22 protein-coding genes are annotated in these 24,063 nt (G+C 68.2%); 13 read left to right on the top strand and 9 right to left on the bottom strand.

The window, feature by feature from the left end; all coding sequences use genetic code 11:
- Positions 1 to 97: 97 nt before the first annotated feature.
- A complete protein-coding gene (locus tag OIK44_RS09760; protein ID WP_273670550.1) occupies positions 98 to 589 on the bottom strand; it encodes an FAD synthase family protein in 492 nt (163 codons plus the stop codon).
- Positions 590 to 713: 124 nt separating this feature from the next.
- Between OIK44_RS09760 and OIK44_RS09765 the strand changes: the two genes are divergently transcribed.
- The 12 genes from OIK44_RS09765 (at position 714) to OIK44_RS09820 (ending at position 14,056) form a co-directional block, all read left to right on the top strand.
- Positions 714 to 1,541 (top strand): alpha/beta fold hydrolase, encoded by an 828-nt coding sequence (locus tag OIK44_RS09765; protein ID WP_273670551.1) that lies wholly within the window; start codon positions 714 to 716, stop codon positions 1,539 to 1,541.
- A 137-nt stretch (positions 1,542 to 1,678) separates the two neighbouring features.
- On the top strand, positions 1,679 to 4,942 hold the full coding sequence (locus OIK44_RS09770) for a TIM-barrel domain-containing protein (RefSeq protein WP_273670552.1): 3,264 nt from the start codon (positions 1,679 to 1,681) through the stop codon (positions 4,940 to 4,942).
- A gap of 133 nt (positions 4,943 to 5,075) precedes the next feature.
- A complete protein-coding gene (locus OIK44_RS09775; RefSeq protein WP_273670553.1) occupies positions 5,076 to 6,161 on the top strand; it encodes a hypothetical protein in 1,086 nt (361 codons plus the stop codon).
- 114 nt (positions 6,162 to 6,275) lie between these two features.
- Complete coding sequence (locus OIK44_RS09780) at positions 6,276 to 7,694, top strand: sensor histidine kinase (protein WP_273670554.1); 1,419 nt, start codon at positions 6,276 to 6,278, stop codon at positions 7,692 to 7,694.
- Positions 7,684 to 8,211, top strand: coding sequence for a hypothetical protein (locus tag OIK44_RS09785; protein WP_273670555.1), 528 nt, complete (start codon positions 7,684 to 7,686; stop codon positions 8,209 to 8,211). Before OIK44_RS09780 ends, OIK44_RS09785 begins: the two co-directional genes overlap by 11 nt.
- A complete protein-coding gene (locus OIK44_RS09790; RefSeq protein WP_273670556.1) occupies positions 8,208 to 9,599 on the top strand; it encodes a sigma 54-interacting transcriptional regulator in 1,392 nt (463 codons plus the stop codon). The genes OIK44_RS09785 and OIK44_RS09790 overlap by 4 nt, the downstream gene beginning before the upstream one ends.
- Positions 9,600 to 9,818: 219 nt before the next feature.
- Positions 9,819 to 10,181 carry a BON domain-containing protein gene (locus OIK44_RS09795; protein WP_273670557.1) on the top strand — a complete coding sequence of 121 codons (363 nt, stop codon included), beginning with the start codon at positions 9,819 to 9,821 and terminating at the stop codon, positions 10,179 to 10,181.
- Between the two features lie 124 nt (positions 10,182 to 10,305).
- Positions 10,306 to 10,971, top strand: a complete 666-nt coding sequence (gene bluB, locus OIK44_RS09800) for a 5,6-dimethylbenzimidazole synthase (RefSeq protein ID WP_273670558.1) — start codon at positions 10,306 to 10,308, stop codon at positions 10,969 to 10,971.
- A gap of 117 nt (positions 10,972 to 11,088) precedes the next feature.
- Positions 11,089 to 11,847, top strand: coding sequence for a molybdate ABC transporter substrate-binding protein (gene modA / locus OIK44_RS09805; protein WP_273670559.1), 759 nt, complete (start codon positions 11,089 to 11,091; stop codon positions 11,845 to 11,847).
- Between the two features lie 18 nt (positions 11,848 to 11,865).
- A complete protein-coding gene (gene modB, locus OIK44_RS09810) occupies positions 11,866 to 12,537 on the top strand; it encodes a molybdate ABC transporter permease subunit (protein ID WP_273670560.1) in 672 nt (223 codons plus the stop codon).
- A gap of 13 nt (positions 12,538 to 12,550) precedes the next feature.
- The gene (locus tag OIK44_RS09815; protein WP_273670561.1) at positions 12,551 to 13,231 is read left to right on the top strand and encodes an ABC transporter ATP-binding protein; all 681 of its coding nucleotides are present in this window, start codon (positions 12,551 to 12,553) and stop codon (positions 13,229 to 13,231) included.
- Positions 13,232 to 14,056: a TOBE domain-containing protein gene (locus tag OIK44_RS09820; protein WP_273670562.1), complete on the top strand. Its 825-nt coding sequence runs from the start codon at positions 13,232 to 13,234 to the stop codon at positions 14,054 to 14,056. It begins immediately after the preceding gene.
- 9 nt (positions 14,057 to 14,065) lie between these two features.
- On the opposite strand, the gene OIK44_RS09825 is transcribed toward OIK44_RS09820, so the two are convergent.
- Positions 14,066 to 17,503 carry a response regulator gene (locus tag OIK44_RS09825; protein WP_273670563.1) on the bottom strand — a complete coding sequence of 1,146 codons (3,438 nt, stop codon included), beginning with the start codon at positions 17,501 to 17,503 and terminating at the stop codon, positions 14,066 to 14,068.
- A 258-nt stretch (positions 17,504 to 17,761) separates the two neighbouring features.
- Between OIK44_RS09825 and fnr the strand changes: the two genes are divergently transcribed.
- Entirely contained in the window at positions 17,762 to 18,523 is a 762-nt protein-coding gene (fnr, locus tag OIK44_RS09830; protein ID WP_273670564.1) for a fumarate/nitrate reduction transcriptional regulator Fnr, read from the top strand.
- A gap of 19 nt (positions 18,524 to 18,542) precedes the next feature.
- Here fnr and OIK44_RS09835 read toward each other — a convergent pair whose 3' ends face one another.
- From OIK44_RS09835 to ccoS, 7 genes are all read right to left on the bottom strand, one after another.
- Positions 18,543 to 19,088 carry a FixH family protein gene (locus OIK44_RS09835; protein ID WP_273670565.1) on the bottom strand — a complete coding sequence of 182 codons (546 nt, stop codon included), beginning with the start codon at positions 19,086 to 19,088 and terminating at the stop codon, positions 18,543 to 18,545.
- Between the two features lie 13 nt (positions 19,089 to 19,101).
- Positions 19,102 to 20,490, bottom strand: coding sequence for a cytochrome c oxidase accessory protein CcoG (gene ccoG, locus OIK44_RS09840; RefSeq protein ID WP_273670566.1), 1,389 nt, complete (start codon positions 20,488 to 20,490; stop codon positions 19,102 to 19,104).
- A gap of 12 nt (positions 20,491 to 20,502) precedes the next feature.
- On the bottom strand, positions 20,503 to 21,423 hold the full coding sequence (ccoP, locus tag OIK44_RS09845; protein ID WP_273670567.1) for a cytochrome-c oxidase, cbb3-type subunit III: 921 nt from the start codon (positions 21,421 to 21,423) through the stop codon (positions 20,503 to 20,505).
- On the bottom strand, positions 21,416 to 21,601 hold the full coding sequence (locus OIK44_RS09850) for a cbb3-type cytochrome oxidase subunit 3 (protein ID WP_273670568.1): 186 nt from the start codon (positions 21,599 to 21,601) through the stop codon (positions 21,416 to 21,418). Before OIK44_RS09850 ends, ccoP begins: the two co-directional genes overlap by 8 nt.
- A 1-nt stretch (position 21,602) precedes the next feature.
- Positions 21,603 to 22,217, bottom strand: a complete 615-nt coding sequence (gene ccoO, locus OIK44_RS09855; RefSeq protein ID WP_273670569.1) for a cytochrome-c oxidase, cbb3-type subunit II — start codon at positions 22,215 to 22,217, stop codon at positions 21,603 to 21,605.
- Between the two features lie 13 nt (positions 22,218 to 22,230).
- Positions 22,231 to 23,658, bottom strand: a complete 1,428-nt coding sequence (ccoN, locus tag OIK44_RS09860; RefSeq protein WP_273670570.1) for a cytochrome-c oxidase, cbb3-type subunit I — start codon at positions 23,656 to 23,658, stop codon at positions 22,231 to 22,233.
- Positions 23,659 to 23,885: 227 nt separating this feature from the next.
- Complete coding sequence (ccoS, locus tag OIK44_RS09865) at positions 23,886 to 24,062, bottom strand: cbb3-type cytochrome oxidase assembly protein CcoS (RefSeq protein WP_273670571.1); 177 nt, start codon at positions 24,060 to 24,062, stop codon at positions 23,886 to 23,888.
- Between the last annotated feature and the right edge of the window lies 1 nt (position 24,063).

Here is a 24,063-nt window from a genome sequence, read left to right on the forward strand (position 1 = left end):
CGTATTCTTGCGGTAAATATACGTGGCAATGGTAGCATTTAGTATTCGCTATTTTGTTGTAATGAGGCAACAGCCGAGTCTGCCGGCCGCGCGCTTTCTAGCCGCCCTCCCGGCCCGGATTGCCGGCGCGGGCCAGGATGCGTTCGCGCAGCGCGCTGCTCGACACCTGCGCCGCGCGCGGCGTAAAACCGAGCCCGATGCCGCGCGCCGCCAGCGCCGGCTGCAGCCGCGCCAAACGCGCGCTGCCGCGCCAGTCGTCGCCGATGAACACGTGGTCGACGCCCAGCGCGGCGATCCAGTCGGCGGCGGCGGCGCTGTCGTCCAGGCTGCAGGGCTGCAGCAGGGCCTCGTCGACCCAGCCGAGGCCGCGCACGATCTCGATGCGCTCGTCCTGGGGCACGACGGGCGCGCGGCCCTTCTTGTCGAGCACCGTGGCGTCGCGCGTGACGGCGACGACGAGGGTGGCGCAGCGGGCGCGGATGAATTGCAGGTAGCGCAGGTGGCCGACGTGGAACAGGTCGAACACGCCGACGGCGAGGGCGCGGGCGGCTGTGGCGCCGGCTGGCGGCGCGGTGGCGGTGGCGGGCATGGCGGCTTCCCTTGGAGAGTGTGTCGGCGCCACGATGGTAAGCGATGGCGGGCCGGGGCGGCGAAAAAAAGCCGCGCCAATGTTTCATTTTCCATGGCGCGCGCGGCGGCTTACAATCGGGCACATGCACGCCCACACCGCCCTCCTCCCGCTCGCCTGCCTGCTGGCCGCCTGCGCCGCGCCGGCGCCCGACACGCGCCGCGAGCACGCCGACAGCCTGGCCGCCGCCGCCGGCTGGCAGCGGCTGACGCTGCCGGCCGACGATTTCGTCCTCGCCGCCTACGGCCCGGCCGCCGCCGCCGGCCCGACGCTGACCGTCTATATCGAGGGCGACGGCCTGGCCTGGCTGAGCCGCGCGCGCGCATCCGACGACCCGACGCCGCGCCGGCCGCTGGCGCTGGAACTGGCCTTGCGCCACGGCCAAGGGCCGGCCGCCTACCTGGCGCGGCCCTGCCAGTACGTCGACGCCGAGGCGCGCCGCGGTTGCGACGTGGCCTACTGGACAGGGCGGCGTTTCGCGCCGCAGGTGGTGGCCGCCAGTAGCCAGGCCATCGATGCGCTGAAGCGCCGCTACGGCGCCACGCAACTGGTGCTGGTCGGCTATTCGGGCGGCGGCGCCGTCGCCGCGCTGGTGGCGGCGCGGCGCAGCGACGTCGCGCGCCTGGTGACGGTGGCGGGCAATCTCGACCACGCGGCCTGGACGGCGCTGCATGGCGTGCCGCCGCTGGCCGGTTCGCTGAACGCGGCCGACGACTGGGCCGCCCTGCAGCACATCCCGCAGTGGCATTTCATCGGCGCCAGCGACGGCAACGTCGGCGCCGGCATCGCCGCCGCCTACGCGGCGCGCTTTCCCGCCGCCCGCCGCCCGCACCTGCAGGTGGTGCCGGGCTTCGACCACAGTTGCTGCTGGGCCGAGCAGTGGCCGGCGCTGTCGGCGCCCGCCTTCCGCTGAGCCGGAGCCGGCGCAGGCGGCCGCCGGCCTGATTGCAGCGCAGCATCGTTGCCGCTGGCAAAAGCCCTTCCCTTTGTGTACATTCTGTCCAACATGCAAAATGCGCAATCCGCGCCGGCCCCAGCCCGAGGACTTCCATGCCCCCTGTTTTTCGCAGCACCGTCATCGCCGCCGCCGCGGCCCTGTTGTGCGCGGCCGCCGCCGCCGCGCCCGTCGGCAATCTGAGCCGCATCGGCCCCCACGAGGGCGGCTTCGAGCTGCGCACCGACAGGGGCGTGGCCCTGCGCGTCGGCATGCCGGCGCCGGGTGTGCTGCGCATCCAGGCCGGCCCCGGCGGCAAGTTCGGCGAGGCCGGCGACAAGGCTGCGCCCATCGTGCTCCGGTCCGCCGCCGCGCCGCTGCCGCTGCGCGTGAGCGAGCTGGCCGACCACCACTTGCTGCGGGGCGAGGGGCTGGCGCTGCGCATCTATAAAAAGCCGCTGCGCTTCGCGCTCTACAAGGCCGACAACGCCACGCTGCTGTGGCAGGAAACCCAGCCGCTGGAACTGGGCGCCGACAACAGCTTCCAGACGCTGTCGGCCGGCGCCGACGAGCACTTCTTCGGCGGCGGCCAGCAGAACGGCGCCTTCGACTTCAAGGGCAAGGCGCTGGAGGTGTCGTATTCGGGCGGCTGGGAGGAAGGCGACCGGCCGAATCCGGCGCCGTTCTACATGAGCAGCAAGGGCTACGGCGTGCTGCGCAACACCTGGAGCAACGGCAGCTACGATTTCCGCTCGAACGACTACCTGAGCGCCAGCCACCGCGAGCACCGCTTCGACGCCTACTATTTTGCCGGCGACGGCATCGCCGACGTGCTGGCCGCCTATACGGCGCTGACGGGGCGCGCCGCGCTGCTGCCGCGCTGGGCCTACGAGTACGGCGACGCCGACTGCTACAACGACGGCGACAACGTCAAGAAGCCCGGCACGGTGCCGGCCGGCTGGAGCGACGGCCCCACCGGCACGACGCCGGACGTGATCGAATCGGTGGCCGCCAAGTACCGCGAGCACGACATGCCGGGCGGCTGGATTCTGCCCAACGACGGCTACGGCTGCGGCTATACGGATTTGCCGAAGGTCGTCGCCGGCCTGAAAAAGTACGGCTTCCGCACCGGCCTGTGGACCGAGAACGGCGTCGAGAAGATCAAGTGGGAGGTGGGCAGCGCCGGCACGCGCGCGCAGAAGCTCGACGTCGCCTGGACCGGCAAGGGCTACCAGTTCGCGCTCGACGCGAACAGCGACGCCGCCAACGGCATCCTGGCCAATTCCGACGCCCGCCCCTTCCTCTGGACCGTCATGGGCTGGGCCGGCATGCAGCGCTACGCCGTCACGTGGACCGGCGACCAGTCCGGCAGCTGGGATTACATCCGCTGGCACATCCCGACCCTGATCGGCTCGGGCCTGTCGGGCCAGGCCTACGCCACCGGCGACGTCGACGGCATCTTCGGCGGCAGCCCGGAAACCTACACGCGCGACCTGCAGTGGAAGGCGTTCACGCCGGTGCTGATGGGCATGTCCGGCTGGTCGAAGTCCGAGCGCAAGCATCCGTGGTGGTTCGACGAGCCCTACCGCTCGATCAACCGCGACTACCTGAAGCTGAAGATGCGCCTGACGCCGTATATGTACACCTACGCGCGCCAGGCCGAGCAGAGCGGCGCGCCGATAGTGCGCGGCCTGATGTGGGACCATCCGCGCGACCCGCACGCCAACGGCGAGGCGCACAAATACCAGTTCTTCCTCGGCCGCGACTTCCTCGTCGCGCCGGTCTACCGCAGCCAGGCGGCCAGCGGCGGCTGGCGCAAGAACGTCTACCTGCCGCAGGGCAGCTGGATCGACTACTGGGACGGCCGCGTGCTCGACGCCGGCGCCGCCGGCCGGCTGGTCGACTATCCGGTCACGCTCGACAAGCTGCCGGTGCTGGTGCGCGCCGGCGCCATCATCCCGATGTACCCGGCCGCGCTGTACGACGGCCAGGTGGCGAAGGACGTGCTGACGCTCGACATCTATCCGCACGGCGCGGCGGCCTTCACGCTGTACGAGGACGACGGCGAAACGCGCCAGTACCGGCAGGGCAGCTTCAGCACGCAGACCTTCGCCGTCGCCGCGCCCGAGGGCAAGGCCGGCGACATCGGCGTCGAGATCGGCGCCGTGGCCGGCGACTACGCCGGGCTGGAGGAGCGGCGCGTCTACCGCTTGCAGGTGCACACGCGCGCGCGCCCGTCCGCCGTCACCTTGCAGGGCCAGGCGCTGCCCGAGCTGGCCACGCTGGCCGCCTTCGAGCAGGCCGGCGCCGGCTGGTTCTACGACGCCGCCGACAGGTACGGCCTGGTCCACGTGAAGACGGCCAGCGTGGCGGTGCGCCAGGCTTACCGGATCACGCTGGCGATCGACGCCGGCGCCGCGCTGGCCGCCACGCCGGAGTTTGGCAGCGCGCCGGCGCTGGGCAACGCGGTGGCGGCCGACAGCATCGTCGTGCTGGGCCGTCCCGCCGAGGAGCCCGGCCACAAGCTGGAGAACGCCTTCGACGGCAAGCCGGGCACCTGGTTCCGCACCGTGCGCGACCAGTCGCAGAAGACCGGGCCGCACGAATTCGTGCTGGCGCTGGGCGAGCGGCGCATGGTCGCCGGCTTCGAGATCGCCCCGCGCGACGACAAGCACTGGAAGAGCGGCCAGGTGCGCGACTTCGAGCTGTATTTGGGCGAGCGCAACGGCGAATGGGGCAAGCCCGTGTTCACGGGCCGGCTGGCGCTGCGGCAGGACATGCAGAAGGTCGAGTTCCCAGCGCGCCCCGGCAGCCTGCTGCGCTTCCGCGTGCTCAGCACGCAGGAGCAGGCCGAGGATCCGACGGTGCAGGACCCGATGGTGACGGCGTCGAGCGCCGGCGCGGCCGCGCCGAAGGCGTTCAACGCCTTCGCGCCGACGCCGGTGAATCCGATCACGATTTCCGAGTTCCGCGTGCTGCAGGCGTCGGCGCCGGAGCGGCCGAAGCAGCAGCTCTACCTGTCCGGCGCGCCGGCGCGGCCGCTGCAGATGAACGGGCTGAAGTTCCGCCAGGGCCTGGCCGTGGCGGGCGGCAGCCGCATCGACTACCGCCTGAAGGGCGATTGGCAGTTGTTCCGCGCCGACGTCGGCGTCGACGACAGCTGCGGCCAGGCCGGCGCCATGCAGTTCCAGGTGTACGGCGACGGCAAGCTGCTGTTCGACAGCGGCGCGCTGCGGGCGCCGGCCGTCGTCAAGCCGGAGCTGGACGTGCGCGGCATCGCCGTGCTGAGCCTGCGCACCTCGGGCGCGCGCGGCAAGGCATGCGCGAACTGGGCCAACGCGACGCTGCTCGGCTTCGAGGGCGACAAGGCGGAGCGCTAAGGCGCCCGCGGCCGATTCGCCGCACGCCGTGTTCGCGGTGCTGCCGGGCGATTACCGGCTGGCCGGCCGCGCCGCCTGAGAAAGCTGTGTATAGTGCGGTGGAAAACGACCCCACCCACATTGGACAGCCTGTATGTTGCACACCATTGCGCCGGACCCCGAACGACTCGCCCTGGAAAACCCGGAAAAGGCGGCGCAGTTCGCCGCGCTGAACGAGCGCCTGGCCCAGGGCGCCGGCATGGACGCCGAGCAGTTGCGCGCCTGGTGCCAGGCCGGGCTGGAACTGGGCCGGGCCGCCGGCGTGCAGGGGCTGTGCCAGGATTTGCTGGCGCGGCCCGAGGTGCATCCGGCGCTGCGGCCGTACTGGTTGTTTTTCCTCGGCGGCGCGCTGTTGCAGCAGTTCCAGGTCGAGGCCGGGGTCGCCGTGCTGCGCGAGGCGCTGCAAGCCCTGTGCGTGGCGCCGCGCGTCCACAATCCGCGCGCCCGCCTGGACAAGTACGAGGATCCGCGCATCGAGCAGTTGCTGTGGCAGGCGCTGGCCCAGTTGGCGGCGGGCGGCGTGCGCGCCTTCGCCCACGCCGGCACGCTGCTGGGGCTGGAGCGGGAGCAGCGCCTGCTGCCCTTCGACAAGGATCTGGACCTGGGCTTGCTGGTCGAGGACTTGCCGCGCGCGGTGGACATTTTGCGGGCGCACGGCTGGCGCTGTCCGGCGCTGGCTTTCAACATCGATAATATGCGCAGCTTGCACCACCCGGGCGTCGACGTCGTGCTGGATTTGTGCGGCCTGATGCAGGAAAGCGGCAGCAGCAATCTGCTGGGCGGTTTCTGGATCCGGCAGTGCCAGCCGATAGGCTTGCAGCGCCTGACCCGTTTCCCCGGCCCCGTCGAACTGGAGCAGGTGGCCGGCCCGGCCGGTCCCGTGTGGCGCTTGAAGCAGCCGCAGCGCTGGCTGGAAGCCCTGTATGGCGCGCAGTGGCGCACCCCCGACCCGTCCTTCGACACCATCATCGGCGCGCACAACCTGATCGGTTTTTCCCCGCTGACGCAGTGGTACGCGTATGCGCGCATCAGCAACGCCTGGCTCAACGGCCACTGGGAAAAGGCGCTGCGGCTGGCGCAACTGGTGCTGCAGCGGCACACGCCGGACGACGCGCTGCTGCGGGCAGTGGCCGCGACGCTGCAAGGCCACCTGGCGCAACTGGGCGGCGCCGTCAACTGAATGCCGTAAAACCGGGCAATGGTGTAAGCTCGCCCGGACCCGCAGCGCCGCTGCCGGGTCTGGCGCGCCGCGCCGCCGCCCTGCGCCGGGCGGCTTCCTCATTGGGTTGCCACTTTGTCCAGACTATCGTTCCGCCAGCTGCTGTTTGCCGCCTTCATCCTGATCGCCGGCGTGCTCACGGCCACCTCCGTGCAAGCGCTGCTGACGCTGGAGCGGCTGGCCCGGCTGGGCCGCGAAAGCGCGGCCCAGGCCGTGATGCTGACCGAGCAGTCGCAGCGCCTGTCCGAGCGCACGCTGGCGATGGAGCGCAGCGCCCGCCAATTCCTCGTGCTCGACGATCCGGTGTTCCGCGAGCGCTATGTCGCCGCCTGGCAGGACGCCAACGCCGCCCTGCTGGCCCTGGGCGGCGCGCTGCCGGGCCTGCCGCCGGCCCTGCTGGCCGAGTGGCGCGCGCAGGGCGAGGCGGCGTGGGATGTGCTGAAGACGGCGCCGCGGCGCAAGCAGGCCGGCCACCCGGCGCTGCACAAGGCGTTCGAGCGCCTGCCTGCGCTCAACGACAGCCTGGCGCGCGCCAGCAAGAGCGAAATCGGCCGCCGCGGCGACGCCCTGCTCGGCGAGCTGGAACGCCAGCGCCGCCTGCTGGCGGCCCTGGTCGGCGGCGCCGTCGCGCTGGCGGCGCTGCTGGCCGCCTGTTTCGGCCTGGTGCTGTCGCGCCCCCTGCGGCGCATCGAAAGCGCCATCGGCCTGCTGGGCGCGAACCGCCTCGACCAGGCCATCAGCGTCGGCGGCCCGGCCGACACGCGCCGCCTGGGGCGCCAGCTGGACTGGCTGCGCCAGCGCCTGGCCGACCTGGACGCCGACAAGGAGCGCTTCCTGCGGCATATTTCGCACGAGTTGAAAACGCCGCTGGCTGCGCTGCGCGAGGGCGTCGCGCTGCTGGAGGACGAGGTGGCCGGGCCGCTGACGGCGGGCCAGCGGGAAATCGCCGGCATCCTGCGCCACAACGCGGCGTCGCTGCAAACGCAGATCGAGGATTTGCTGCGCTATAACACCGCCGCCTTCGACGCCCAGCATTTGCAGCGCGCCAGCGTCGACGTGCCGGCCCTGTTGCGCGCCGTCGTCGACGGCCAGCGCCTGCAGTGCCAGGCGCGCCGCCTGCGCGTCGAGGTGCGCGGCGCGCCCGTCAGCGCGCTGGCCGACGCCGACAAGCTGTCCGCCGCGCTGGCCAATGTGCTGTCGAACGCGGTGCGCTTCAGCCCCGAGGGCGGCGCCATCGTTTTCGCCGTCGAGGCCGGGCCGGAGGCGCTGCGCATCGACTGCAGCGACGAGGGGCCGGGCGTGGCGCCGCAGGACGGCGAGCGCATCTTCGAGCCTTTTTACCAGGGCGCGCGCCAGGCGGCCGGGGCCCGCAACGGCAACGGCATCGGCCTGTCCATCGTGCGCCAATACGTCGCCGCGCACCACGGCAGCGTCGCTCTTTTACCCAGCGCCACGGGCGCCCATTTTCGGATCGAACTTCCCTATGATGCTTAAACTAATCAGCTGCGCCGGCGTCCTGCTGCTGTCGGCCTGTGCCGCGCGGCCGCTGCCGCGCCCCGCCGCCACCTGCGCGCCGCCCGCCCAGGTGGCGCCGGCCGCCGCCGTCAACGAGCTGCTGGCCTACCAGGCCGGTCTGCGCCTGCTGACGCCGGCCGAGCTGGGCAAGGCGCTGGCCGAGGCCAACGCCCACGACGCCCACGACGCCCGGGCGGCGCTGCGCCGCGCCATGCTGCTGGCGGCGCAGCGCGGCGCCGGCGACCTGGGCCGCGCCCAGGCCCTGCTGGACGCCGTGGCCCAGTCGGCGGTTCCCGACGAGCAGGTGCTCAAGCCGCTGGCGCAGTTCCTCGCCGCCGGCTACGCCGACGCGCGCCGCCAGGACGAGGCCGCCGACAGGCTGGGCCAGCAGCTGCGCGAGGGCCAGCGCCGCAACGAACAGCTCAACGACAAGCTGGAGGCGCTGAAGAACATCGAGCGCACGCTGTCGGTGCGGCCGGCGCCGGCGGCGAAATGAGCGCCGCCATGCCAGGCCAGGCCCACGTGCTGCTGGTCGACGACGACCCCGATTTGCTGCGCCTGCTGACGATCCGCCTGAACGCCGGCAACTACCGGGTGACGGCCGTGGCCAGCGCCGAGGCGGCGCTGGCGCGGCTGGCGGTGGAGCTGCCCAACCTCGTCATCAGCGACGTGCGCCTGCCGGGCCGCGACGGCCTGGCGCTGTTCGACGACATCCGCCGCCAGCACGCCGCGCTGCCGGTGATTTTGCTGACGGCGCACGGCACGATACCGGACGCCGTCGAGGCCACCGCGCGCGGCGCCTTCGCCTATCTGACCAAGCCCTTCGACGGCAAGCTGCTGCTCGACAAGGTCGCCCACGCCGTCAACCTGGGCGCCAACGCGGCCGCGCCGGCGGCCAGCGACGAGCGCTGGCGCGCCGGCCTGATCAGCCGCAGCGCGCAGATGGCGGAATTGCTGGCCGAGGCGAAGCTGGTGGCCGCCTCCGACGCCAGCATCCTGATCCGCGGCGCCAGCGGCACCGGCAAGGAATTGCTGGCGCGGGCGCTGCACAACGCCAGCCCGCGCGCCAAGGCGCCCTTCATCGCCGTCAATTGCGGCGCCATCCCCGAGCAATTGCTGGAGTCCGAGCTGTTCGGCCACGTCAAGGGCGCGTTCACGGGCGCCGTCGCCAGCCGCGAGGGCCTGTTCCAGGCGGCCGACGGCGGCACGCTGTTCCTCGACGAAATCGGCGACATGCCGCTGCCGCTGCAGGTCAAGCTGTTGCGCGTGCTGCAGGAGCGCGCCGTGCGCCAGGTCGGCGCCAACGACGTCAAGCCGGTCGACGTGCGCCTGCTGTCGGCGACCCACCGCGACCTCGACGCGGCCATGCAGCAGGGCCAGTTCCGCGAAGACCTGTATTACCGCCTCAACGTCGTCACGCTGTCGCTGCCAACGCTGGCCGAGCGGCGCGAGGACATCGCGCTGCTGGCGAAGCATTTCCTGCAACTGCTGGCCGCCAAGTACCAGAAGCGCCTGAACGGCTTCGCGCCGGAGGCGCTGACGGCGCTGGTGGGCGCGCCGTGGCCGGGCAATGTGCGGCAGTTGTTCAATGTCGTCGAGCAGGTGTGCGCGCTGGCGACGGCGCCGCTGCTGCCGCTGTCGCTGGTGCAGCGGGCGCTGCGCGTGCCGTCGCTGGAGGCGCTCAGCTACAACGAGGCCAAGCAGCGCTTCGAGCGCGACTACCTGGTGCAACTGCTGCGCCTGACCGACGGCAACGTCGCCGACGCGGCGCGGCTGGCCGAACGCAACCGCACGGAGTTTTACAGGCTGCTGCAAAAATACCAGTTGACGCCCAGCCTGTTCAGGGCCGACGGCGACGCTGTCGCCGCCGAGCGACAGAAATAAGGGCTGGAAAATCAAGGACTTGGCGATATGCGGGCGGATGTTGTCGCCGCCAGGCGACAGGCGGCGGGGAAATCCGCCCGCGCGGCCCCGGCTGTTGCGGGGCTGAAAAGCCAAGTCCTTGATTACATGGCGGTTTTTAGAGCTGGCACGGCGCTTGCTGTATGTCCTCGTGTGACGCTTCAAACAGTGTTGCTTCAACCACTAAAGAGAGGATCTACCATGACCATGCAAAAATCGAAACTGCTGAACTCCCTCGTCGCCATCGCGCTGCTGTCGGGTGCATCGATGAGTGCATCTTATGCAGCGGAAGCGGCCACGCCAGCCGCCCCTGCCCAGTCGACCCAGCTCGCGGCCAACGCCGCCGTGACGGATGAAGCCATCACCAGCTCGGCCAAGGCGGCCCTGGGCGCCGACCCGCAACTGGCCGCGCTGCCGGTGAGCGTCAGCGTCAAGAAAGGCGTCGTCCTGCTGTCGGGCGAAGTGCCTAGCGCCGAGGCGGGCGACCGCGTCGTGCAACTGGTCGCCTCCGTGGCCGGCGTCAAGGAAGTCAAGAATGACTTGAAAGTCAAAGCCGCCGGCTAAGCGCCCGCAGCCCGCCCTATCCGGCCCCCGTCGCGCTGCCACGCGACGGGGGTTTTGCGTTTTGGCCCAAAAGGCAACATATAATGGCGAGGTCAGCCTTCCTCCCCACGCCAAAAGGTCCAGCATGACGCCGAACCAGTTCACACCCGCGGAAATCGCCGCCGTGTACCGCGCCATCCGCGAACGCCGCGACATGCGCCACTTCAGCGCCGAGGCGATGGCGCCGGGGCAGCTTGAGCGGCTGATCGCCGCCGCCCACATGGCGCCCAGCGTCGGCTTCATGCAGCCTTGGCGTTTCGTGCGCGTCGGCGCGCGCGCGCTGCGCGAGCGCATCCACGCCCACGTCGAGGAGGAGCGCATCGCGACGGCGGCCGCGCTGGGCCAGCGCGCCGAGGATTTCATGCGGCTCAAGGTCGAGGGCATTCTGAGCTGCGCCGAGCTGCTCGTCGTCGGCCTCGTCGACCAGCGCGAGCACTATGTGTTCGGCCGCCGTACGATGCCGGAAATGGATTTGGCGTCGGCCTCTTGCGCGATCCAGAACATGTGGTTGGCGGCGCGCGCCGAAGGCATCGGCCTCGGCTGGGTGTCGATTTTCGAGCCGGAGCGTGTGCGCGAGCTGTGCGGCATGCCCGAGGGCAGCAAGCCGATCGCCATCCTGTGCATCGGCCCGGTCGCCGAGTTCTACCCGGCGCCGATGCTGGAAACGGAGGGCTGGGACAAGCGCCGCGCCCTGAGCGAGCTGGTGTACGAAAACAGCTGGGGCCAACTGCCGCCCCAGGAGCCCGGCTGAGCCCGGGGCGGCGCGCAAATGCGGTACGCATATGCGGCAGTTTTTGACTTGGCGTGATGCCATGCGCTATATATCCGTGTATATTGCGAGATTCCTCAACATGCTATGGATCACACTATGCGCCCCACCACCCTGGTCAAACTCCTCAGCACGGTCTTGCTGGCCGCCAGCGCCGCCTCCGCCGGCGCCGGCGAACTGCTGGTGTCGGCCGCGTCCAGCCTGACCAACGCCTTCAAGGAGACGGCCCAGTTGTACGAGGCGCAGTATCCCGGCAGCAAGGTGTCGCTCAATTTCGCCGCCTCCGGGGTGCTGCTGCAGCAGATCGTCAAAGGTGCCCCCGTCGACGTGTTCGCGTCGGCCGACCAGGAAACGATGGACATGGCGCAGAAGCAGGGCCTGGTTGCGCCGGCCGAGCGCCGCGACTTCGTGCGCAACAGCCTCGTCGTGATCGTGCCCAGCGATAGCAAGTTCCACGTGAAACGTCTCGACGACCTGGGCCAGGCGGCCATCACCCGCGTGGCGATCAGCAATCCGGCCAGCGTGCCCGTCGGCCGCTACGCCCAGCACGCGCTGGAGGGCGCGAAGTTGTGGGCGCAGGTGCAGCCGAAGGCGATCACGACGCAGAACGTGCGCCAGTCGCTCGACTATGTGGCGCGCGGCGAGGTGGACGCCGGTTTCGTCTACAACACGGACGCGGCGCTGATGAAGGACAAGGTCAAGGTCGCCTTCGAGGTGCCGCTGGACGTCGCCGTCAGCTACCCCATCGCCAGCGTCAAGGCCGGCGCCAACGCGGCCGAGGCGAAGCGCTTCGTCGACTTCATGCTGTCGGCGCCGGCGCAGGCGATTTTGGGCAAGTACGGTTTCTTGAAGCCTTGAGCAGGGTATTATTGACGCATGGATATTGCCTGGACGGCGCTGACCCTGTCGCTGAAAGTGGCGGCCTGGGCCACCGCACTGAATTTGTTGCTCGGCATCGGCACCGGCTTCCTGCTGGCGCGCGGCCGCTTCCCCGGCCGCGATTTGCTCGATGCCCTGCTGACCCTGCCGATGGTCATGCCGCCCACGGTGCTCGGCTACTATCTGCTGGTGCTGCTGGGCCGGCGCGGCTGGCTCGGCGAATGGCTGCAAAGCCATTTCGGCGTTAACCTGATCTTCACGTGGCAGGGCGCCGTCATCGCCTCCACCATCGTCGCCTTTCCGCTCGTGTTCAAGCCGGCGCGGGCCGCCTTCGAGGCCGTCGACGGCCAGCTGGAACAGGCCGCGCGGGTGCTGGGCATTGGCGCCGCCGGCGTCTTTTTCCGCGTCACGCTGCCGCTGGCCTGGCGCGGCATCCTCGCCGGCGTGCTGCTGGGCTTCGTGCGCGCGCTCGGCGAGTTCGGCGCGACGCTGATGGTGGCCGGCAGCATTCCCGGCAAGACGCAGACGCTGTCGGTGGCCGTCTACGAGGCGGTGCAGGCGGGCCAGGACGAGTCGGCGAACATGCTGGTGCTGATTACCTCGGTGGTGTGCGTGGTCGTGCTGCTGGCGGCGGGACGCCTGGCGCCCGGCCGCATCGCCAGACACTAGGATGCTCAGGGCCATGCAATTAGAACTCGATATCAGTACCACTTTGCGCTCCGGCAAACGCAGCTTTGCGCTGCGGGTGCAGTGCGCCTCCGACAGCCAGCGTATCGTCATTTACGGGCCTTCCGGCGCCGGCAAGAGCCTGACCCTGAAGGCCATCGCCGGCCTGGTCACGCCGGAGCGCGGGCACATCCGCCTGAACGGCCGCACGCTGTTCGACTCGGCGGCCGGCGTCAACCTGGCGCCGCAGGCGCGCCGCGTCGCCTATCTGTTCCAGGATTACGCGCTGTTTCCGCATTTGACGGTGCGCCAGAATATCGGCTTCGGGCTGGCGCGCGGCTGGTTCAATCCGCGCCGCGGCGAGCGCCACGACAAGGTCGATTATTGGCTCGACAGCTTCGGCTTGCGCGAGCTGGCACAGCAGTTTCCCGAGGAGCTGTCCGGCGGGCAGCGCCAGCGCACGGCGCTGGCCAGGGCGCTGGTGGCGGAGCCGGCCGCGCTGCTGCTCGACGAGCCCTTCGCGGCCCTCGATCCGGCGCTGCGTGTCACAATGCGCCTTGAGCTGGACCAGTTGCAGCGCCGTCTGGGCGTGCCGATGGTCCTGATTACGCACGACCCGGACGACGCCAGGATACTCGGCGAACATGTGCTGTATCTGCGCGACGGGCAAATCGACAGTATGGAAAAGGCGGGTTAAATGGCGGCGGACGAGAAGGTGGACGAGAAGGCGATCGAACTGCAGGGTTCGGTCTGGATGACGGTCGGCGGCGAGAACCTGGGCGGCGCCGGACGCGTCGAGCTGCTCGCCGCGATCGCGCAGTGCGGTTCGATCACGCAGGCGGCGAAGGCGGTGAAGATGAGTTACAAGGCGGCCTGGGACGCGATCGACGCGATGAACAATCTGGCCGGCGTGGCGCTGGTCGAGCGCCTGGCCGGCGGCAAGGGCGGCGGCGGCACGCGCCTGACGCGGCGCGGCGCGCAGCTGGTGGAAAATTTCAAGATCATCGAGCGCGAGCATCAGCGCTATGTCGGACAGCTGGGGCGCCAGGCCGAGGGCATCGCCGACGATTTGCTGCTGATACGCCGCATGGCCTTGAAGACGACGGCGCGCAACCAGTTCATGGGGCGGGTGGCGCGCGTCAAGCAGGGCGCCGTCAACGACGAGATCGAGCTGGCGCTGCCCGGCGGGCAGAAAATCGTCGCCATCGTCACGCGCGAGAGCACCGAGGGCCTTGGTCTGGGCGTCGGCGCCGAGGCGTTTGCGCTGATTAAGGCGTCGTCGATTATTATCGTCACGGATACGGCGGGCGCGCGCTTTTCGGCGCGCAATCAGATGGCCGGCCGCGTGGCGCGGATGCAGACGGGCGCCGTGAACACCGAGATCGTGCTGGACTTGCCGGGCGGCGCCACCATCGTCGCCGTCATCACCAACGAGAGCCGCAGCGAGCTGGCGCTGCAGGTCGGCGCCGAGGCCAGCGCCATCTTCAAGGCGTCCAGCGTGATTCTCGGCGTGCCGGCCTAGCCCGGCGGCCTATTCGGGCAGGCCGTCCAGCCAGACGCGCGCGTGCGCCAGCACCAGCTCCATTTCGGCGCTGGCGTGCGCGAACAGCGCGGCGATCTCGGCGTCGCGCCGCTCGGCGATGGCGCGCTCGACGTTGAGCGAGGCGACCACCAGGCGCTTGGTGCCGAGCGTGCCGACGGCGCCGCGCATGCTGTGCAGCATGCGGCCGGCGTCGTCGTGGCGCCCCTCGCGCACGGCCGCCTCGGCGCCCTGCAGCGGCGCCATGCCGTTGCCCAGCGTTTCGCCGACCATCTTGCGCAGGATGGCGCGGCCTTTGGCGTCGCGCCCCATCACGCGCATCAGCGGCGCCATCGAGAAGACCTGCTCGTCCGGCTCCAGGCCCAGGGCCGCCGCGCGGCGCGGCGGCAGGTGGCGCTCGATCACGGCGAGCATTTCTTCGACCACCACGGGCTTGGCGATGAAGTCGCTGATGCCGGCGCTGATGCAGCGCTCGCGCTCGGACGCCAGCACGCCCGCCGTCATGGCGATCACCGGCAGCGTCAGGCGCAGCTCCGTGCGTATCATGTGGGTCGCGCTGAAGCCGTCCATCACCGGCATCTGCATGTCCATCAGCACGATGTCGTAGCGCTGCGCCTCGACGCGCAGGCGCTCGACGGCTTGCAGGCCGTCGCCGACGACGTCCAGCGTCGCGCCCATGTGTTCGAGGATGCCGCGCGCCACGGCCTGGTTCAGCAGGTTGTCCTCGACCAGCAGGAAGTGCACGCCGCTCAGGTGGCCGCTCAGGTTCGGGCCGGGGATGGCGTGCTCGTCGCCGCCCTCCTGCGCCGTCAGCGCCTGGTGCAGCGCGTCGAACAGGCTCGATCCGGTGATCGGTTTCATCAGCACGGCGTCCGCCTCCGTGGCGCTGGAAATCTCTTCCAGGCGGTCGCGCGCGAAGGCGTTGACCATGACGACGACAGGCTGCTTGCGGCCGCGGGCCGCCGCGCGGATGGCCTTCGCCGTGGCCAGGCCGTTCATGCCGGGCATGTGCCAGTCGGCCAGCACGACGTCGTAGGGCGCCTGCCCGGCCTGACGGCGCCGGTACAGCTCCAGCGCGGCCGCGCCCGAGTCGACGGCGTCGACTTCCCAGCCCCAGGCGTGGATCAGCTTGGCGATCAGTTCGCGGCTGGTGCGGTTGTCGTCGGCCACCAGCAGGCGCAACTGCCCCAGCGCCGGCCTGCGGCGCTCGTCGGGCTGCTCGCGCAGCACCTCGAACGGCAGCTCGAACCAGAAGGTGCTGCCGCCGCCCTCCTCGCTGGCGATGGCGATCTCGCCGCCCATCATGCGGATCAGGTGCTTGCTGATGGCCAGGCCCAGGCCGGTGCCGCCGAAGCGCCGCGTGATGCTTTCGTCGCCCTGCGAAAAGGCGGTGAACAGTTGCGCCTGCTGGGCCGCGCTCATGCCGATGCCGGTGTCGCGCACCTCGAAGCGCAGCAGCGCGCCGGCCTCGCTGTGGCCGGCCACGCTGACGCCGACGACGACCTCGCCGGCCGGCGTGAACTTGATGGCGTTGCCGGCCAGGTTGACGAGGATTTGCTGCAGCCGCAACGCGTCGCCGCGCAGGCGCCGCGGCACATCGGCCTCGACGCCGATGGCCAGCTCGAGCTCCTTGTCGCCGGCGTTCATCGTCATCGTCGTCGCCAGCGTGTTCATCACCTCGTCGAGATTGAATTCGACGGGTGCCAGTTGCATGCGGCGCGCCTCGATCTTCGAGTAGTCGAGCACGTCGTTGAGGATGCCCAGCAGCGACTGCCCCGACACCCGCACCATCGTCAGGTATTTGCGCTGCTCGCCGGTCAGCGTGGTGTTGCCGAGCAGGTAGACCATGCCGAGCACGGCGTTGAGCGGCGTGCGGATTTCGTGGCTCATGTTGGCGACGAAATCGCCTTTCGCCCGGTTGGCCGCCTCGGCGCGGTCGCGCTCGTCCTCCAGCTCGGCGGCGCGGGCCTGCACTTCCCTCTGCAGGCGGTGGCGCTCGGTGATGTCGGTGATGACGGAGAGCACCTTGGTGCCCTGGTCGGTGGCGACGGCGCTGACGCTGATCTCGACGGGGAACTCGCTGCCGTCGCGGCGCATGCCCCACAGCACCTGGCCGCGCCCCATCAGCCGCGGCTCGGCGCTGAGCTTGGTTTCAAAGAAGCCGTTGCGGTCGCGGGCGTGGATGCCGCGGTAGCGCGGCGGCAGCAGCATTTCCACCATATTGCCGACGACCTCGTCGTGGCGGTAGCCGAAGCAGCGCTCGGCCTGGCGGTTGAAGGTTTCCACCTGGCCGCTGGCGCCGATGACGAGCATGGCGTTCGGCGCGAATTCGATCAGGCTTTGCAGGCGCGCGTCGGCCGCCAGGCGCTCGTGCATCAGGCCGTTGAAGGCGGTCGTCAGCTCGCCGATCTCGTCGTGATGGGTCAGGGGGATCGGCGCGAAGCGGGTGGCGTCGGCGCGCAGGGCGAAGATGGCGTCGCGCAGGCGCACCAGCGGCGACAGCAGGCGCACCGTCAGCCAGCCGACCACGCAGGCCGCCAACAGCGAGGCGAAGGCGCCCCAGGCGGCCAGGCGGTACAGCACGCCGTCTATGGGTTCGAAGGCGTCGCGCAGCGGCAGCGAGGCGGCCAGCATCCAGTCGACGCTGCGCAGCGATTTGAAGCTGTTGATGGCGCGCACGCCCTGGCTGTTGACGCTGACGACGGAGCCCTCGTCGCCGTCGCGCAACATGCGCGTCGTCGTCGGGTTGGCGTGCTGCCCGCGCGGCTGCAGCAGCCGGGCCGGGTCCGGGTGCAGCACGTAGCGCGGCTCGGGGCCGCGCGTCAGCGCGAAATAGTAGCCGCTCTTGCCGACCTTGGCCGTGCGCAGCCGGCCCAGCACATTGTTCTTGTACAGGCGCAGCACGCCGACGACGATGCCGGCCACCTCGCCGCGCCCGTCGAACACGGGCGCGACGATCTGCACGATCGGTTGCCGGCTGCTCTTGCCCATCACCGGCTCGCTGATGTAGGCCTTGCGCGTGCGCATCACGGTGGCGAAGAAGTCCCGGTCCGAGGCGTTCTTGCCGACCCGCCCAGGCATGGGCGGCACGTCGACGAGGATCTGGCCGCGGGCGTCGAGCAGCAGCACGTCGTCGAACAGCGCCTGGATCGCCCGCGTCTCGTAGTAGGCGCGCAGCTTGCCGGGCGAGGCCATCAGCTCCAGCGGCTGCTGCCTGGCCGTCGTGCTGATGATGTTGAGCAGCGTTTCAAGCCGGTCGTCGAGTTCGTCGGCGGTGCGGTTCACCAGCTCCGTCTGTTGCGTCAGCAGCACGCGGGTGAAGTCGTCCTGCATGCGCTGCATCTGCGCCACCGTCACCAGCGCGATCATGACGATGGACGTGACGCTGGTGGCCAGGGCGACTTTCGCTTTAATGCCGAGAGGCTTCATGGTTTCCTTTTCGATGCCCCTGCGGCATTCATACTGCCAAGAATTGTGCTATCAATAATGATTCTTAGCAAGCGCGGCGCTCAGGACGCCGCCGCGGCGGCCGGCCGGCGCGCCGTTTCGAGGGGAGGAATGTTAAATTCCCGCCGTTACCATATAATCAAAGCGTTTTGACGCTGAGTCGTTTACTGGGGTATTGCCCCTCAGTAACGCCCGGATGCGGTAAACTCCTATGCAGCCTCCCCCACCAGGTATCCGACCATGATTCCAGAACTATCCCCCATATCCATGCCCCGCGTTCCCGTTGAAGTCTTGCGCGCGCGTTGTTCCACGTGCAGCATGCACCAACTGTGTCTGCCGATGGGCCTGGATGTGGGCGATATGGACAAGCTGGACCAGATCATCGGGCGGCGCCGCCGCGTGCTGCGCGGCGCCACGCTGTTCCGCATCGGCGACCCCTTCGTCAACCTGTACGCGATCCGCCTCGGCCATTTCAAGACTTACCAGATCAATCCGGGCGGCGAGGAGCAGATCACCGGCTTCCAGATGGCCGGCGAACTGCTGGGCATGGACGCGATCAGCGCCGACCGCCACCATTGCAACGCCGTGGCGCTGGAAGACAGCGATGTGTGCGAAATTCCGTTTTCCAGCCTGGAACAGCTGCTCGGCGAGATGCCGACCCTGCTGCGGCATTTCCACCGCATGATGAGCCAGGAAATCACCCGCGAGCAAAGCGTCATGCTCTTGCTGGGCAATATGCAGGCGACCCAGCGCTTCGCCGCCTTCATCGTCAACCTGGCCTCGCGCTACGAGGCGCGCGGCTATTCCGGGGTGAAGTTTCAGTTGCGCATGTCGCGCGAGGAGATCGGCAACTACCTGGGGCTGACCATCGAAAGCATCAGCCGCCTGTTGTCGAAGTTTAAGAAGGAAGGTTGGTTGCGGGTGAGCAACCGCGAAATTGAAATTTTGAATCCCGTCATGCTCAAGGCCATCACGGCCGGCACCGGCGACGCCTGCGCCTAGGCGCAGGCCCGTCCGTCTTTTACTCGGCCGGTTTCAGCGCCGCGTCCGCGTGCAGTTCGATGGCTTGCTGCGCCGGCCAGATCCAGGTGCCCGCCAGGCGCCAGTCGCGCTGGTCGTTTTCCACCAGCACCTGCCAGCGGGTGCGCTCGAACGCGGGCAGGGGCGCGCTGAAATTGCCCTCGGCATCCGTTTGCACCACCAGCTTGATGTCCTTTTCCGGCTGCGTCGCGTGCGCCAGGTGCAGCAGCAGCGGCACATTGTAGGCCCGCTGGTAGCTGCTGATCTTGCCCACCAGCGTGGCGTGGGCGGCGTCGTAGTGCAGCGCCGTCGCCAGCGCCAGCGCGCTGGCGGCGCGGTCGCGCCGCAAGTCCTGGTTGATCGCCTTGCCCTGCTTGTAGTAGTCGCCCACCACCAGCGCGTCCTGGCGCGTGAACGCCAGGTAGCCGGTGAAGCAGCCGGCCAGCACGATGAGGAAGGGGCCGAGCATCAGGAACCACGGCCAGCGGTGTTCGTACCAGGGGCGTTGCGCCGCTCCGGGCGGGCGCAGGGGCAAGGTGTCGGACATGGTGTTTCTCCTGTTAGCGCGGTACAAAGAAGACCGCTTTTTCGCGTACATGCAGGCTCGCGTCGTCGAGCGCCGTCAATTCTATTTCAATTTTGTTGGAACCCTTGGCGCCGGCGCCGTGGGCCACGCGCAGCCGCACCGGCAGCGCATAGGTTTCCGTGGCCGCCACGCTGACCTCGTCGGGCGTGACCAGGGCCAGCGTCGGGATGCCCGACACCTTGACCTTGTAGCGGTGCGGCCGCTCCGAGGTGTTCATGATCTGCAGGCGGTAGACGTTCTCTATCATGCCGTCCTCGACCTCGCGGCCCATCGCGCCGCGGTCGCGGATCACGTCCAGCTTGAGCGGGGTGCGCAGCACCAGCGAGCCGATCACGGTACAGCTGATCAGCGCCAGGATGGTCGTGTAGATCAGCACGCGCGGGCGCATGGCCCGCTTGCGTATCTGCTTGGTGGTGAAGTTGTTGGCCAGCGCGTGGTCGGTGCTGTAGCGTATCAAGCCGCGCGGCCTGTCGATCTTGTCCATCACGGTGTTGCAGGCGTCGATGCAGGCGGCGCAGCCTATGCATTCGTACTGCAGGCCGTTGCGGATGTCGATGCCGGTCGGGCACACTTGCACGCACAGCGTGCAGTCGATGCAGTCGCCCAGCTTGGCGGCGGCCGGGTCGACCTTCTTGCTGAGGGCGCCGCGCGGTTCGCCGCGCTTGGCGTCGTAGGTGATGATCAGGGTGTCCTGGTCGAACATCGCGCTCTGGAAGCGGGCGTAGGGGCACATGTATTTGCACACCTGCTCGCGCAGCCAGCCGGCGTTGCCGTAGGTGGCCATGCTGTAGAACAGCACCCAGAACCATTCCCAGGGGCCGAAATTGAGCGTCGTCACGGCGGCGGCCAGGACTTTGATGGGGGTGAAGTAACCGACGAAGGTGAAGCCGGTCCACAGCGCCACGGCGCCCCAGGCCGCGTGCTTGGCGGTTTTTTTCGCCGTCTTGCTCAGCGAGGGCCCCTGCTTGTCGAGCGCCATGCGGGCGCTGCGGGGGCCTTCGATCTTGCGTTCGATCCACATGAAGATTTCCGTGTAGACCGTTTGCGGACAGGAGAATCCGCACCAGACCCGCCCCGCTATCGCCGTCACGAGGAACAGCAGATAGGCGCAAATGATCAAGAGTGCAGCCAGGTAGATGAAGTCCTGCGGCCACAGCACCACGCCGAAAATATAGAACTTGCGGGTGCCGAGGTCGAACAACAGGGCCTGGCGGCCGTTCCAGTTAAGCCACGGCAAGCCGTAGAAGGCCAACTGGGTCAGCCACACGCATAGCCAACGCAGGTTGGCGTAGCGTCCTTTGGCCTCGCGGGGATAGATCTCCTCGCGGGCCGCATACATCTTGATTACTTGAGGGGCAGTCATGGTTCTACATCTTTAAGGCTGGGGATTCGACAGGCTCCACACGTACGAGGCCAGGACGTGGACTTTCGCCTCGCCGAGGAACTCGCCGAACGGCGGCATGGTGTTGCTGCGGCCCTTGCGTATCGTCTCCATCACGGTGTCGGCGCTGCCGCCGTACAACCAGGTCTTGTCGGTCAGGTTGGGCGCGCCCAGCGCCTGGTTGCCGCGGCCATCGGCGCCGTGGCAAGCCATACAGGCGGCGAACTTGCTCTTGCCGAAGACCACCTTGATCGGGTCGGCCGTCGAGGCGGACAGGCTGAGCACGTAGTGGGCGACGTTCTCGATATCCTTGTCGGTGCCCAGCGCCGCGCCCATGGCCGGCATTTGGCCGTTGCGGCCGTGCATGATCGTGGTCTTGATCACGTCCGGCGCGCCGCCGTACAACCAGTCCTTGTCGGTCAGGTTGGGGAAGCCCTTGTTACCGCGCGCATCCGAACCGTGGCATTGCGCGCAATAGGTCAGGAACAGCCGTTCGCCGATGGCGTGCGCCTTCGGATTGGCCGCCACCGTCTTGATGTCCTGCGACAGGAATTCGTTGAACAGGGGACCGTAGTCGGCGTCGGCCTTTTTCAGCTCGGCGTCGTACTGGCCCGTCGATTTCCAGCCCAGGCTGCCGGCATAGGTGCCCAGGCCAGGATACAGGAACAGGTAGGCCAGCGAAAACACGATGGTGATGTAGAACAACCACATCCACCAGCGCGGCATCGGCGTGTTCAACTCCGTCAAGTCTTCGTCCCAGACGTGGCCGGTGGTGCCGACCGGGCCGTCGTGCTGCTGGCTCGGGTCGACCTTGTGGGTCGACTGCGAGTACAGCAGGATGCCGCAGCCGATGATGCCCAGCAGCGACAGGACGACGATGTAGATGTTCCAGAAACCGTTGGTGAAGTCAGACATGGCCAGGCTCCCCCACGATGATGACGGCATCGTCGTCGGCGAACGGCATCTGCGCCGCCGTGTCGAAATCGCTGCTGCGGCGGGCGATGAAAGTCCACCACAGGATGCCGATGAAGGTGATGAAGGAAACCACCGTCATGACGCTGCTGGCGCTGTCAAAGAGGTTCTCGATTGCCATACTAATTCCTTGTCTTGATTAATGTACCCATGCCTTGCAGGTAGGCGATCAGGGCGTCTTCTTCCGTCTTGTCGACCAGGGTGGCCGGGGCCGCCTTGATCTCTTCCTCGGTGTAAGGGTCGCCCAGGCGCTTCAAGGCCCGCATCTTCGGCACGATCTCAGCCGGGTCCAGCTTGGTTTTCGCCAACCAGGGGTAGTTCGGCATATTCGATTCCGGCACGACGTCGCGCGGATTGTTCAGATGCGTGCGGTGCCATTCATCGCTGTAGCGGCCGCCGACGCGGGCCAGATCGGGGCCCGTGCGCTTCGAACCCCACTGGAACGGCCGGTCGTAGACGAACTCGCCGGCCACCGAGTAGTGGCCGTAGCGCTCGGTTTCGGCGCGGAACGGACGCACCATCTGCGAGTGGCAGTTGTAGCAACCCTCACGCACGTAGATGTCGCGTCCCGCCAGGCGCAGCGGGCTGTAAGGCTTCAGGCCGGCGACCGGTTCCGTCGTCGTTTTTTGGAAAAACAGCGGAACGATTTCCACCAGGCCGCCGACGCTGACCACGACGGTCACCAGCGCGATCAGCAGCCAGGGGTTCTTCTCAATCCATTCATGTGAAAATTTCATTGCTAACTCCAGATCAGGCGTGGGTCGCGGCCAGCGCGGGAATGCGCGCCGTCACCGTTTGGCGGCCGCGCAGGGTCATGTAGGTGTTGTAGCCCATCATCAGCATGCCGCTCAGGTACAGCAGGCCGCCGGTGAAGCGCACCACATAGTACGGATAGGTGGCCTTGACGCTTTCGACGAAGGTGTAGGTCAGGGTGCCGTCCGGATTGACCGCGCGCCACATCAGACCCTGCATCACGCCGGCGATCCACATTGCCGCGATATACAGCACGATGCCGATGGTGGCGACCCAGAAGTGCAGGTCGATCAGGCGCACGCTGTACATCTTGGTCTGGCCGGCCAGGCGCGGCAGCAGGTAGTAGATCGAACCCATGGTGATGAAGCCGACCCAGCCCAGGGCGCCGGCGTGCACGTGGGCGACGGTCCAGTCGGTGTAGTGCGACAGCGCGTTGATGGTCTTGATCGACATCATCGGGCCTTCGAAGGTGGCGATGCCGTAGAAGGACAGCGAGACGATCATGAATTTCAGCAGCGGGTCGGTGCGCAGCTTGTGCCAGGCGCCCGACAGCGTCATCATGCCGTTGATCATGCCGCCCCACGACGGTGCCAGCAAGACCAGCGAGAACACCATGCCGATCGACTGGGTCCAGTCAGGCAGGGCCGTGTAGTGCAGATGGTGCGGGCCCGCCCACATATAGGTGAAGATCAGCGCCCAGAAGTGGACGATGGACAGGCGGTAGGAGTAAACCGGACGCTCGGCCTGTTTCGGGATGAAGTAGTAGACCATGCCGAGGTAGCCGGCGGTCAGGATGAAGCCGACGGCGTTGTGGCCGTACCACCATTGGATCATCGCATCCTGCACGCCCGTGTAGGCCGAGTAGGACTTGGTGAACGAGGCCGGCATGACCAGACCGTTGACAACGTGCAAAATCGTCACGGCGATGATGTAGGCGCCGAAGAACCAGTTGGCGACGTAGATGTGGGCCACTTTGCGCTTGATCAGCGTGCCGAAGAAGACCACGGCGTAGGCGATCCAGACGACGGCGATGAGGATGGCGATGGGCCATTCCAGCTCGGCGTATTCCTTGCCGCGGGTCATGCCCAGCGGCAGCGTGACGACGGCCGACAGGATCACTGCCTGCCAACCCCAGAAGGTGAAGGCGGCCAGCTTGTCGGAGAACAGGCGCACCTGGCAGGTGCGCTGCACGACGTAATAGGAGGTGGCGAACAGGCCGCTGATGCCGAAGGCGAAAATCACCGCGTTCGTGTGCAGGGGCCGCAGGCGGCCGTATGTCAGCCAGGGTATGTCTAAGTTCAGGGCTGGCCATGCCAGCTGGGCGGCGATGATGACGCCGACCAGCATGCCAATGATGCCCCAGACTACGGTAGCGATCGCGAATTGCTTGACGATCTTGTAGTTGTAGTTCAGTGAATGGTCCACTAATGCTCTCCCGGGATTACTATGATGATGTAGTGCGTCAGAGAGTAAGGGTTTGACCATCAAAAAACTTTGATGTGGATCAAAATTCGCCAGATCAATTGCAGGTAGGACACTAATGTACCAGGGAGTATAAGCCGAACGGCGGACGCCTGCCGGCGGAGGGCGGGCGGCGCCCGCGTGTTGTCAGGGTGATATGCTGGCGGCGCGGCGCGCCGGCACCCGGGGCGCTAGCGCGGCGGCGGCTCTGCCGCGTCGGCGGCGCCGCTGTCGTCGTCCTGCAGCACGCGCAGGCCGGGACCGACCAGGTCGTCGAACTGGCCGCTGTCGGAAGCCTTGAAGAACACCCACAGCGCGATGAAGACGGTGACGATGCTGACGGGGATGAGGAGGTAGAGGGCTTCCATG

The organism is Janthinobacterium fluminis (genome assembly GCF_028595325.1).
Taxonomy (GTDB): Bacteria; Pseudomonadota; Gammaproteobacteria; order Burkholderiales; family Burkholderiaceae_D; genus Janthinobacterium; species Janthinobacterium fluminis.